We start from the raw sequence: 11,600 nt of genomic DNA, 5'->3' as shown, positions 1-11,600 counted from the left end.
GCGGGCGGTCCGCCGCACCCGCGCCTCACGATGCGCCCCACACGCACGGGAGTTACCCCTTTGTCTGATTTTCCAGGGATCAGTGACATCGGCATCGCACTCGTCGGCGCCGGCCCGCGCGGCACCAGCGTCCTGGAACGCCTCTGCGCCTCCGCCCCCGAACTGCTCCGCCCCGGCACCCGCCTGACGGTCCACGTCGTCGACCCCGCGCCGCCGGGCCCCGGCCAGGTCTGGCGCACCACCCAGTCCCCCCACCTGCTGATGAACACGGTGGCCTCCCAGGTCACCCTCTTCACCGACGACAGCGTGGACTGCTCGGGCCCGATACGCCCGGGACCGAGCCTGTACGAGTGGGCGACCGGCGGGAAGGGGGAGACGGACGGATCGGACCGGCCGGGCGAGTGGGGCGGGGCGGGCGAAGTGGGCAGGTCGGGCGGGGCGGGCGAGTTGGGCGGGGCGGGCGGGTTGGGGCCTGACGACTATCCGACCCGGGCCCAGTACGGCCGCTATCTGGAGTGGGTCTTCGCCGAGGTGGTGCGCGGCGCGCCGCCCGGGATCCGGGTCGAGGTGCACCGCACCCGCGCGGTCCGCCTCGACGACGCACCCGATGACGCGCCCGACGGCGGCCAGCGGCTCACACTCGCCACCGGCCGTGTGCTCACCGGCCTCGCCGCCGTGGTCCTCACCCAGGGGCACCTGCCCACCGTCCCGGACCGGGCCGAACGGGGTCTGGCCGCGTACGCCACCCGGCACGGCCTGCGCCACTTCCCGCCCGCCAACCCGGCCGACCTCGACCTCTCCCCCGTAGCCCCGGGCGAACCCGTCCTCCTGCGCGGCCTCGGCCTCAACTTCTTCGACCACATGGCCTTGCTGACCACCGGCCGGGGCGGCCGCTTCGTCCGCGACGGCGACGAGAAGGACAGCCACACGGAGGGCGCGCAGGGAGGCCTGCGGTACGTCCCCTCCGGCCACGAGCCACGTCTGTACGCCGGTTCCCGGCGCGGTGTCCCGTACCAGGCACGCGGCGACAACGCCAAGGGCCCCTACGGCCGCCACAGCCCTGTCGTCCTGACCTCCGAGGTCATCGCGGCCTTCCGCAAACGCGCGGACTCCGGCGAGGCGCCCGACTTCCTGACGGAGATATGGCCGTTGGTGGCGAAGGAGGTCGAAACGGTCTACTACGAGGGAGTGTTGAGGGCACCGACGACGGCTTCCATGACGGCTTCCACGACGATCAAGGCGACGGCTACGACGACGTGTCACGACGCCCGATGCGGCTCTCGCGGCGGCTCCCGGCCCGTTTCGCGCGGCGGCTACCCAAGCGCTTCACCCGGCGGCTCGCCGGGCACCGCGCGTGGCGGTTCACCGTACGGCCCGTTTCGGGTCCCGTCGTGCGACCTCTTCGGCGGCGCCCCCCTCGACAACGCACCCTTCGGCAACGCCTCCCACGACCTCTTCCCCACCCCTTTCCGCCCCTCCACCCCCTTCCGGGACCGCTTTCTCGCCGCCCCCCACCGTTCCCTCCAAGAGGTCGCCGTCCTCGACGAGTTCGGGGTCGCGGAGGCGGACCGGTGGTCGTGGGGCCGGGTCTCGTGGCCGTACGCGGGGCGGGAGTTCGCGGACGCGGAGGAGTGGCGCGGGTGGCTGCTGGGGTATCTGCGGGAGGACGCGGCGCAGGCGGCGCTCGGGAACGTCGTGGGGCCGGTGAAGGCCGCGCTGGACGTGCTGCGGGACCTGCGGAACGAGTTGCGGCTGATCGTGGACCACGGCGGGCTGGCGGGCGGCTCGCGCCGGGAGCATCTGGACCGCTGGTACACGCCGTTGAACGCGTTCCTGTCGATCGGCCCGCCGCGCCGCCGGATCGAGGAGATGTCCGCGCTGATCGAGGCGGGCGTACTGACCGTGCTCGGCCCGCGACTTGAGGTGCGGCCGGAGGGCGAGGCCTGGCTGGCCCGCTCGCCCGACGTGCCGGGGTCGGCGGTCCGGGTGACGACGGTCGTCGAGGCCCGCCTCCCCGAGCCGGACCTGCGCAGGACCGCCGACGATCTGCTCGCCGGACTGCTGAGGACCGGAGGGTGCCGCCCGCACCGGGTGGACGGCTACGAGACGGGCGGACTGGACGTGACGCCTCGCCCCTATTTTCTGATTGACCGTCAAGGTGTCGCGCACACAAGGCGGTTCGCGTTCGGTGTGCCCACGGAGGGCGTGCACTGGGTGACCGCGGCGGGTGCCCGGCCAGGGGTGGATTCGGTCACACTTTCGGATGCGGATGCTGTGGCGCGAGCCGTTCTACGTGCGACGACACCAGCGGAAGCTCCCCAAGTACCGGTGAAGAGCTGGCCAGATGTTGAACTTGAAAGCATCGATGGGGCCTGCCTACCGTGGGTGACTCAACGGTAATAACCATCCCCATCGGTCCCCACAAGGACCGGGTCACTACCGAAGGAGTCCCCCACCATGACCGGACGCCTCAACAGCGCCCAGCCATATGCCCTCGGACTGTTCCGCATCGTCATCGGCCTGCTCTTCACCTGCCACGGCGCCAAGACCCTCTTCGGCGTCCTGGGCGGCGTGGACGGACAGGGCGCCACCGCCTCCGCAGGCACCTGGCCCGGCTGGTACGCGGCCGTCATCCAACTTGTCGGCGGCGCCCTGGTCCTCCTCGGCCTCGGCACCCGCGGTGCGGCGTTCATCGCCTCGGGCGCCATGGCGTACGCGTACTTCAAGGTCCACCAGCCACAGGCCCTGTGGCCGGTCGAGAACGGCGGGGAGGCCGCGGCCTTCTACTGCTGGGCCATGTTCCTCCTGATCTTCACCGGCTCGGGCGCCCTCGGCCTCGACCAACTCCTCGCCAAGCGCCATGCCTCGTCCCCGGGCAAGACCGCCACGAGCAAGGCCCCCGTGACGGCCTGACCCACCCCGGTCACTACCGGCACGAACGGGGCCGCCGGGGGTGTCACTCACCCCCGGCGGCCTCACCCGCCCCCGAAACCGGTCGCCGAACCGATCGCCGAACCGGTCGCCGAACTATCGGCGCACCGCCGCAACACTGCCGCCGCACTCCCCGAATGAACACGGCGTGACCGACACATGAGCCCCTGTGAGCCTTCTGTCACACCCGGGGCGTACGCTGTTCGGCTGTCACGGGTCGCCGTGACGACGGGGGAAAACAGGAGAGTGCGCGGTGCTTGAGAGTCTGGGTTGGCTGGCCGCCGGCCCATGGATCTACGCGGTCGTGGGCGCGTCCATCGTGCTGGACGTGTTCCTGCCGGTCCTCCCGAGCGGTGTCCTGGTCGTCGCGGTGGCCACGGCGGCCGCGGCCGAGACGGCGGCGGGGGCGATGGCCCGCGAGGTCCCCGACATCCTGGTGCTGATGCTCTCGGCGGCGACCGCGTCCGTGCTCGGCGACCTGGTGGCCTACCGCCTTGCCTGGCGGGGCAGTGCCCGGCTCGACCGTGCCATCGCCCGCTCCCGACGCCTGACGACCGCGCAGGAACGTCTCGGCGCCGCGCTCGCCCGGGGTGGCGGCCTGCTGGTGGTCGTCGCCCGCTTCGCCCCCGCGGGCCGTTCCGTCGTCTCTCTCGGGGCCGGCGCCGCCCGCCATCGCGCCCGCGACTTCCTCCCGTGGTCCGCCGTCGCCGGCCTCGCCTGGGCCGCCTACAGCGTCGCCCTCGGCTATCTCGGCGCCCAGTGGCTCGGCCCAACCTGGCTCGCGACGGCGGTGTCCTTCGCGGCCCTCTTCGGAGCGGGCGCGGCGGCGGCGTACTTCATGCGCGCCCGTCGCACCGCTGACTGACGCGGTTCCCCCGCGCCCCCCTGAAAGACAAAGACCGGCCCTGCGGGCCGAAAAGCACGGGGCGCAGCCCTGCTTTCAGGGGCGCGGGGAACCGCGCGACCAGCCCCCACCCACCCGCACCCGAAGAACCCACCCCACGGGGTCGAAGGGGCAGCGCCCCTGGGACGGGACGGGACGGGACGGGTAGGGGCGGCGGGGGCGAGGAAGCTACCCGGCCCGCCGAGGGGCGCCCCTCACCTCCAAGCCGTCCAACAACTCCGCCGTGGCCGCCGCGATCACCTCCACCGCGTGGTCGAAGACCTCACGATTGTGGGCGGCGGGCGCACGGAACCCGGAGACCTTGCGGACGTACTGAAGGGCGGCGGCACGGATGTCGTCCTCGGTGGCCTCCTCGGGCAGGACGGGCGGTCGAAGGGTCTTGATGCTGCGGCACATGCACCCAGTCTCGCGCGTACACCCGCACAACCCCAGGGCGACAACCGCAGGTCACCACCCCTCCCAAGCGCTCCCTTGGGTATCAGCAAGTTTCCCCGAGGATTGACTTCACTCTCCACGTCGCGTGATCATCACCGAGCCCGGCTCGACCCGCCCGGCAGGAACGAGGGGACCATGACGAACGAACGGCTCACGGTGGCGGTACTGGGCCCCGGCGGCGTGGGCGGCCTGCTCGCGGCGCTGCTGGCCCGCGCCGGAAACCGGGTGATCTGCCTGGCCGGGGAGGCGACCGCACAGGCTCTGGAGAAGGACGGCATCTCGGTCAGAAGCGCCCGCTTCGGCGAGTTCACCGCCCGCGTGGAGACCGCGTCGGAACTCCGCGAACCGGTCGACGCGGCCATGATCGCGGTGAAGCACACCACCCTGACGACCGCCCTGGACCGGCTCCCGGCGTCGGCCCTGGGCCCCGACACCCTGGTCGTACCGTTCCTGAACGGCGTCGAGCACCCGGCGATTCTCCGCGCCCATTACGGCGGCGCCGTCCCCGTCGCCCCCGCCACCATCCGCGTCGAGTCGACCCGGGTGGCCCCGGGTGTCATCGAACACGCCAGCCCCTTCGCCGAGGTCGACCTGACCGGCGACACGGTCGCTCGGGGCCGCCTCAACTCCCTCGCCGGGGCCCTGGAATGGTCCGGCGTGGGCACCCGGGTCCTGCCGGACGAGACGGCGGTGCTGTGGGCGAAGATGTCGTTCCTGGCCCCGTTCGCCCTGCTGACAACCCTCCACGGCCTGCCCCTCGGCGAGATCCGCACGCGGCACCGTGGGCAACTGACCGCCCTGGTCGAGGAGACGGCGGCCGTCAGCGCGGCCGTCGGCGCCCCCGTGGACCCGGCCGAGGCCCTTCGCCGCTACGACGCCTTCCCGCCCACCACCAGGTCCTCCATGCAACGCGACGCGGAGGCCGGCCGCCCCCTCGAACTGGACGCGATCGGCGGCGCGTTGCTCCGCGCGGCCGAGCGGCACGGCGTCCCGGCCCCCGTGGCGACCGAGGTGGTGGCGGAACTGCGGGCAGCGGGCCGCTGAACGAGTACCCGGCCCCGGTCGAGGTCCGGGGCCCGGGCTCCTAGACCGCCCGCACCCCGCCCCCCGCCCGCACCGCGTGCCGGGCCACCGTGTCGGCGAAGGCGCGGGCCGGTGGTGACAGCGCCTCCCAGCGCCGTACGGCCCATCCGACGGTGAGCGGGGGCAGATCGGGGACCGGAAGGAAACGCAGCCCGGGGTGGCCGGGGCCGGTCCAGCCCGGGAGCGCGGGAACAACGGCGTGACCGACGCCGAGCTCGGCGAGAAGGATCGCGGTGTCCCAGTCGGCGACACCGGCGCCGGAGGGACTGACGGTGATGCCCAACTCGCGGTAGGCGGCGGCGAGATGGGCGTACGAGGTGGAGTTCTCCGGCAGTCCGATGAGCCGCATCCCGTCCAGTTCGCCGCCCTCCACCCGCTCCCGTCCGGCGAGTTGGTCATCGGCGCGCACGGCGAGCACCCAGGGCAGTTCCGCCACGGCCCGCTGCTCGATGCCGCGTACGGCGGGCCCGAGGGTCACCCACGACAGGTCGAGGTCCCGGAACGGGTCGGCCAGCGCGTCACGGCATCGGGCGCTCGACCGCACGGTCTGGAACTCCAGGCCCACGTCCGGGTAGGAGCGCCGGAAGTCGACGATGCCCTGCGCCATGAAGTGCCGCACGGTCGTGCCGCCGGTCGCGATCCGTACGACACCGCCGTCGCCGCGCACCAGATCGGCCAGGCGGCGCAGTGCGAGGTCCAGCCCGGTGATGCCGTCGGCCGCCGCTTCCTGGAGCACCCGCCCGGCCCGGGTGGGCACGACCCCGCGGGCCTGCCGCTCCACCAGCCCGACGCCGACCTCCCGCTCCAGCCGCCGCACGTGCTGGCTCACCGCCGACTGGGTGCAGCCCAGCTCACGGGCCACCGCGCTGAGGCTCCCGGCCCGGCAGACGGCGACGAAGACACGGAGATCGTCGAGGGTCATGGAGCGACGATACCCAAGGTGCAGCTTGGGTAAGAGCCACTCCCTCAAGGTCCCCCTTCCCCTCATCCGCCCATTCGAATGAAGCGGCGCCCGAAGTGACAGAAGGAACTCGCATCCCAAATTCGAACAGGCGTACCATTGCCGGGTGGCCAAGACCTATGACTTTCCCAGTGACCTCCTCGCCGGTCAGGAGGAGCTGCATCAGGTCCGGGCCGAGCTCCTGGAGCTGCTGAAGCGACTGCCCTGGTCGGTCGAACCCCTGGACGCCTTCAGCGACGACTACGGCTGGCGGAAGGTCGAGCGCCCCGCCTCCCCGGGCTGGACCCCCGACGAGCAGGCAGAGGTGGAGAAGCTCCGGGAGCGCGAGCGGGAACTGGCGGTGTTCGTGAGCTGCCACCGCTTCTGGGCGGAGCTCGCCACCGAGGAGAAGGTCGAGGCCCGCACCCGCCTGAAACACACCCGGGACTCCTGACGCGAAAACCCCGGCCGTGATCGGCCGGGGTCTTCGTCTCGGTGGGCATGGACGGTTTCGAACCGCCGACATCCTGCTTGTAAGGCAGGCGCTCTACCCCTGAGCTACACGCCCGAGTACGAGTCGACAGCCTACATCGCGCGAGGGAGTGCCCGGCAAACCGATAGTCGGGGGTTATCCCCACCCCTGTTCCGGGAGCGGCCCGGATCCCCCTCAAGACGCCGGCTCCGTACGGTCGGAGCACAACGGACGACAGGGGAGATCGCCATGGCACGCACGGCTCGTACGGCTCGCAGGTCACGCATGGGAGCGGTGGCCGTCGCCGGCCTCGCCGTCGCGCTCATGGCGTCCGTCGCCGCGTGCGGGGCGGACGCCGGGGAGGACCGGGACCCCGAGCACCGGAGCTTCGCCCTGGAGGGCCGGACGCTCACGGTCGACTCGGACGACTCCGCACTCGAACTGGTCTCGGCGGACGTGGACGAGGTCGAGGTGACCCGGTGGTTCGAGGGGCGGGTCATGGTCGGCGGGACTCCCCGGGTGACGTGGGAGATGAAGGACGACCGGCTGAAGCTGCGGCTGGAGTGCTCGGGCATGGTCGCCGACTGCGCGGCCAAGCACCGCATCGAGGTGCCGCGCGGGGTAGCCGTCGCCGTGCGGAGCGACGACGGGAGTGTGACCGCGAAGGGCTTCGCGGAGCCGCTGGAGGTCCGTTCGGCCGATGGTGGGGTGCGGGTCAGTGACTCCACCGGGCCGCTGGAGCTGCACACCGACGACGGTTCGGTGCGGGCGCTCGGGGTCGAGTCGCGGAGCGTCAGGGTGAGCACGAAGGACGGTTCGGTCAAGCTCGAACTCGGCGTCGTACCGGACCTGGTGGAGTCCCGCAGCGACGACGGCTCGATCAGCATCGGGCTGCCGCGTGACACGTCGTACCGGGTGGAGACCGGCAGCGAGGACGGTTCCGTGGAGGTGTCGGTGCCCCGTGACGAGGACAGCTCCCATGTGGTGACCGCCCACACCGAGGACGGCTCGGTGAAGGTACGGAACCTGGACTGAGAACCGTCCGGGAAGCTCGAACCGATCGCCCCGTGTTTTCGTCCTTGACCGGTGGGAGAATGGCACCGGTCAGGGTGGATGACAGCACGGGAGAGGGAAGTGACGGCGACACCTGCAGAGCCGTACACACCGATGGTGCCGAGCGCACGACAACCCCACAGCCGTGCACCACGACCAGCCGACGAGCCCACGCCACGACCGCCGGACAGCCTCGGGCCTCCCGGGTCGCTGCCCTCGGGCGGTCTCGTGCCGCGGCCGACGGAGAACCCCGCACCACCAGCGCCGGGCAGCCTCGGAGCCCCTGGTTCCCGGCCCTCTGGCGGCCTCGGGCCGTGGTCATCGGACACCTCGGCACCACGGCCGGCGGGCGGTCCTGCCACGCGGCCGTCGGGCAGCCCGGCGCCACATCCGCCCGACAGCCGCGCGCCGCAGCCGCCCGACAGCCCCGCACCTCGGCTCCGGAACCCCGCTCCCCGGCCCCGCAGAGCCCGGCGGCCCCTTCGTCGTTCCGCCGGTCGGGACGCGGTCGTCCTGCTCGCCCTGCCTCTGCTCGCCGTGCTGGTGCTGCCCGCCGCCTTCGCCGGAGGCGGGACCCGGCGGTGGTTCGGGGGGCGGGCGGAGGGGCAGCGGGCCGAGGCACAGGCCGCGAAGGACGCGGCGGCCGCCGCGTTCTACGAGCTGGACACCGCGCAGCGCGACCTGCGGATCTCGATAGAGACGATCACGGCGGTGGACGACTCCCCCGGCGCCCGCCGGGCGGCCGACGGCTTCGAGGCGCTGGGACGGCGGATCGACGAGGCCAGCCACCAGTACATCAACGCCGTCGACGCCCACGACCTGGACCGGGACGACCTGGAGGCCTCCGTCGCCGCCCGCGCCCGGACCGAGCTGACCGCCGCCAAGGACGAGCTGGGGCGGGTCAAGCAGGAGCTGGACCGGTTCGCCCAGGGGCTCGAACCGCTGCTCGGCACGGCCGAGACCCAGTTGGCCCGGCTGGTCCCGGCGGTGGAGCGCGCCCGGCAGGGCCTGCTCGCAGCCTCCAACGCCCTGGACGCCGTACGGGGTTCGCAGCTGAAGGCCGACGACCTCGCCGCCCGGCTCGCGGCCCTGGCGCCCGAGCTGACCAAGCTGAACCAGGGGGCGGGTCAGCACGGCGTACGGGAGACGCTGGAGCGGGCCGACCGGGTCGTGCGTGAGGCGGAGGCGGTGCGGGCGGAGGCCGAGCGGCTGCCGGAGAAGGCCGCCGAGATCGACCACCGGCTGGTGTCGCTGCGCACCCGCGCGGAGGCGCTGGGCACCCGGGCGGGGCAGGTGCCGCAGGTGCTGAGCGAGCTGCGGCGGCGGTTCGTGGCGGCCTGCTGGCAGGATCTCCAGCAGGTGCCGGACCAGGCCGCGCGGGACGTCGAGCAGGCCCAGCTGAAGCTGCGCGAGGCGCGGGCCGCGCGGGACGCCCAGCGCTGGCCGGACGCGACCTCGCTGCTGTCGACCGCACGCGCGCTGCTGAACCACACCGACGAGGAGGTCTCGGCGGCCGGCGACCGGCTGCGTCGGCTGAACGCCGTGCAGAAGGACCCCCAGCAGGAGATCGACCGGACCCGGTTCGCCCTCCGGGACGCCCAGCGCCTGGCCATGACCGGCCGCTCCACCCCCGACCCGCGCCACGCCCGCCCGCTGGACGACTCGGTGGGCCGTCTGGACCGCGCGATCGCCGCACTGGAGGGGCGCCACCCCGACTACTGGCATTTCCTGACCGAGACCGAGGCCGTACGGCAGAACGTGGCCCGTGTGGTCGACCTGATCCGCAAGGAGCGCGGCGCGGGCGCCACCTGAGGCGCCCGCCCCTCCCGGGCCGGGGTCGCGGGCCAGAGGTGCCCGGCCGGGCCCCCCGGGGTCACTGGGTTGCCCGGTGGAGCCCCCCGGCGGATGCTGAAGGGGTACGCAGGCCTCCGCTCACACCCGATGGGAGGCGGACATGGCCACGCACGCCACGCACACGGTGCGTCCGAAGGGCCGGCAAGGGAGTCCCCGGCGGCGGATCAGGATCGACGAACACCTGCCGGTCGACCACCGTCTCAGCAGGGTCTACCGGTTCGGGGCGGGCCTGATGGGTCTGTTCCTGCTCGTCTTCGGCATCCTGGGCCTCGTCGACAAGGTGGGCTGGTTCGACACCCACGGCGACGAGGTCGTGGGGCTGAACACCAACGGCACGCTGAGCGTCCTGTCGATCGCCGTGGGCGTGCTGCTGCTCGTCGGCGCAGCGATCGGCGGCAACTTCGCCTCCACGCTGAACATGACACTGGGCGTCCTGTTCATCCTGAGCGGCTTCGCCAACATGGCCCTGCTGGACACCGACTCCAACTTCCTGGCGTTCCGCATCGAGAACGTCCTGTTCAGCTTTGTCGTCGGCATCCTGCTGATGACGTTCGGGATGTACGGCAGAGTCGGTACCGCGCTGCCGCACGACAACCCGTACTGGCGATCCCGCCACCCGCAGGAGTCGGAGCGCGAGACGCGGCGCAAGGCCGGTGTGGGGATGGCGAAGCTGGAACGGGCCGACGCCCTCCCCCAACCGGAATCCGGATCGGGATCCGGGACGGACGGGAAGGGCGCCGGCTGACACCTGGTCGGGCCCAAGAGCCCGGGGATCAGGTGCGGTACGCGTAGTAGTTCGCGCTCGGGTACGAGGCGATGATGCTCGCGACCGAACGGCGGTAGGTGTCCGCGTCGTGGTAGGTCAGGTACGGGACACCGCTGGAGCTGCGGTAGGTCGTCATCATGGAGTGGTCCTTGACGCCGTCCTTGTTGAAGTCGACCTGCAGCACGTCGCCGATGTCCATCTGGTAGACGTTCGCGAGCGCGGTGGTCCGCTTGGCGGTCTGGGTGAACCAGGACCACTCGTTGACGCCGATCCAGGCGTCGGCCGTACCGTTCGACGCGTAGTACCAGGTGTCGTACTCCTCTGGCGTCACCGTGGAGATCTGCTTCCAGCCACCCGCCAGGAGACCCTGGCTGAGGTAGTTGGTGCAGTCACCGCCCGCCGAGTTGTACTTGCGGTACGCCGAGTTGTAGTTCTTCCAGTACTTCTCGGTGTACGTCGCCATCGCGTTGTAGTTGTACGCGCCGCCCGTGAGCGTCTTCGGCTTGGCCACCGGGTTGGGCGTGGTGGCCGCCTTGGGCGCGCTGATGATGGCCATCGGCGTGCGGCTCAGTTTGGCGTCCGCCGCCGGGGCCGCGGGCTCGTTGATGCGAGGGGCGCCGCCGTCCGTGGAGCGCATCGCGGTCAGCTGCCAGGTGCCGTCCGCCTGCGCGGCGAAGGTCAGCACGTGGTGCGCGTCGAAGCCCGTGGAGGCGGGCTCGTCGCCACGTATCTTCTTGTACTTGAGGGTCGTGGTCTCGGTGACCTTGACCGTGGCCTTCTGGCCCTTGACCTTGGCACTGTCGACAGTGACCTTGGTGTCGGCCGAGGTGTAGGCCTCACCCAGGTCGGCCAGGCGGGACTTGGTGCCCTTCAGGGCGCTCAGCTTGCCGTCCTCGGCCTTCTTCTGGCCGGAGGACAGCTTGACGCCGCCGGTGGGCGTCAGCGACTTGCGGGCGGCCTTGCTGCCGAGCAGGACGGCCGTGCGGTCGGTGAGCACGTTGTCCGCGACGCGACCGAAGGCGTCCTTGGTGGCGCTCGTGACCTTGGGCGTCGACGCGGCGGCGTTCGCGGCGGCGACGGGCAGCAGTGCGGAGGCCAGCACGGCTGCCGTGAGTGTCGAGCCTGCGAGGCTCAACGTCCTTGATCTCACTGGGAATCTCCT

11 protein-coding genes and 1 tRNA gene are annotated in these 11,600 nt (G+C 72.1%); 8 read left to right on the top strand and 4 right to left on the bottom strand.

Annotated features, from left to right (window positions below; genetic code table 11):
* Positions 1-30 precede the first annotated feature (30 nt).
* From OG622_RS35100 to OG622_RS35090, 3 genes are all read left to right on the top strand, one after another.
* Complete coding sequence (locus OG622_RS35100; RefSeq protein ID WP_371584316.1) at positions 31-2,400, top strand: FAD/NAD(P)-binding protein; 2,370 nt, start codon at positions 31-33, stop codon at positions 2,398-2,400.
* Positions 2,401-2,457: 57 nt separating this feature from the next.
* On the top strand, positions 2,458-2,913 hold the full coding sequence (locus OG622_RS35095) for a DoxX family protein (protein ID WP_371580648.1): 456 nt from the start codon (positions 2,458-2,460) through the stop codon (positions 2,911-2,913).
* 271 nt (positions 2,914-3,184) lie between these two features.
* Complete coding sequence (locus OG622_RS35090; RefSeq protein WP_371580647.1) at positions 3,185-3,796, top strand: DedA family protein; 612 nt, start codon at positions 3,185-3,187, stop codon at positions 3,794-3,796.
* A gap of 207 nt (positions 3,797-4,003) precedes the next feature.
* Here the strand turns inward: OG622_RS35090 and OG622_RS35085 are convergent, their stop codons facing one another.
* Positions 4,004-4,231: a DUF2277 domain-containing protein gene (locus OG622_RS35085; RefSeq protein WP_005478730.1), complete on the bottom strand. Its 228-nt coding sequence runs from the start codon at positions 4,229-4,231 to the stop codon at positions 4,004-4,006.
* Between the two features lie 174 nt (positions 4,232-4,405).
* On the opposite strand from OG622_RS35085, the gene OG622_RS35080 reads away from it, so the two are divergent.
* Positions 4,406-5,314, top strand: coding sequence for a ketopantoate reductase family protein (locus OG622_RS35080; protein ID WP_371580646.1), 909 nt, complete (start codon positions 4,406-4,408; stop codon positions 5,312-5,314).
* Positions 5,315-5,354: 40 nt separating this feature from the next.
* Here the strand turns inward: OG622_RS35080 and OG622_RS35075 are convergent, their stop codons facing one another.
* Complete coding sequence (locus OG622_RS35075) at positions 5,355-6,275, bottom strand: LysR family transcriptional regulator (protein WP_371580645.1); 921 nt, start codon at positions 6,273-6,275, stop codon at positions 5,355-5,357.
* Between the two features lie 145 nt (positions 6,276-6,420).
* On the opposite strand from OG622_RS35075, the gene OG622_RS35070 reads away from it, so the two are divergent.
* Positions 6,421-6,747 (top strand): hypothetical protein, encoded by a 327-nt coding sequence (locus tag OG622_RS35070; RefSeq protein ID WP_371580644.1) that lies wholly within the window; start codon positions 6,421-6,423, stop codon positions 6,745-6,747.
* A 42-nt stretch (positions 6,748-6,789) separates the two neighbouring features.
* On the opposite strand, the gene OG622_RS35065 is transcribed toward OG622_RS35070, so the two are convergent.
* Positions 6,790-6,861, bottom strand: a tRNA-Val gene (locus tag OG622_RS35065).
* A gap of 153 nt (positions 6,862-7,014) precedes the next feature.
* On the opposite strand from OG622_RS35065, the gene OG622_RS35060 reads away from it, so the two are divergent.
* The 3 genes from OG622_RS35060 (at position 7,015) to OG622_RS35050 (ending at position 10,417) form a co-directional block, all read left to right on the top strand.
* Entirely contained in the window at positions 7,015-7,800 is a 786-nt protein-coding gene (locus OG622_RS35060) for a DUF4097 family beta strand repeat-containing protein (protein WP_371580643.1), read from the top strand.
* Between the two features lie 531 nt (positions 7,801-8,331).
* Complete coding sequence (locus OG622_RS35055) at positions 8,332-9,630, top strand: hypothetical protein (RefSeq protein ID WP_371584315.1); 1,299 nt, start codon at positions 8,332-8,334, stop codon at positions 9,628-9,630.
* Positions 9,631-9,772: 142 nt separating this feature from the next.
* The gene (locus tag OG622_RS35050) at positions 9,773-10,417 is read left to right on the top strand and encodes a DUF4383 domain-containing protein (RefSeq protein WP_371580642.1); all 645 of its coding nucleotides are present in this window, start codon (positions 9,773-9,775) and stop codon (positions 10,415-10,417) included.
* Positions 10,418-10,445: 28 nt separating this feature from the next.
* Here OG622_RS35050 and OG622_RS35045 read toward each other — a convergent pair whose 3' ends face one another.
* The gene (locus tag OG622_RS35045) at positions 10,446-11,588 is read right to left on the bottom strand and encodes an amidase domain-containing protein (protein ID WP_371580641.1); all 1,143 of its coding nucleotides are present in this window, start codon (positions 11,586-11,588) and stop codon (positions 10,446-10,448) included.
* Positions 11,589-11,600: the final 12 nt, after the last annotated feature.

Source organism: Streptomyces sp. NBC_01314, from assembly GCF_041435215.1.
Taxonomy (GTDB): domain Bacteria; phylum Actinomycetota; class Actinomycetes; order Streptomycetales; family Streptomycetaceae; genus Streptomyces.
The sequence above is the reverse complement of the archived record's forward strand: the minus strand, read 5'-3'. Positions and strand labels throughout refer to the sequence as shown.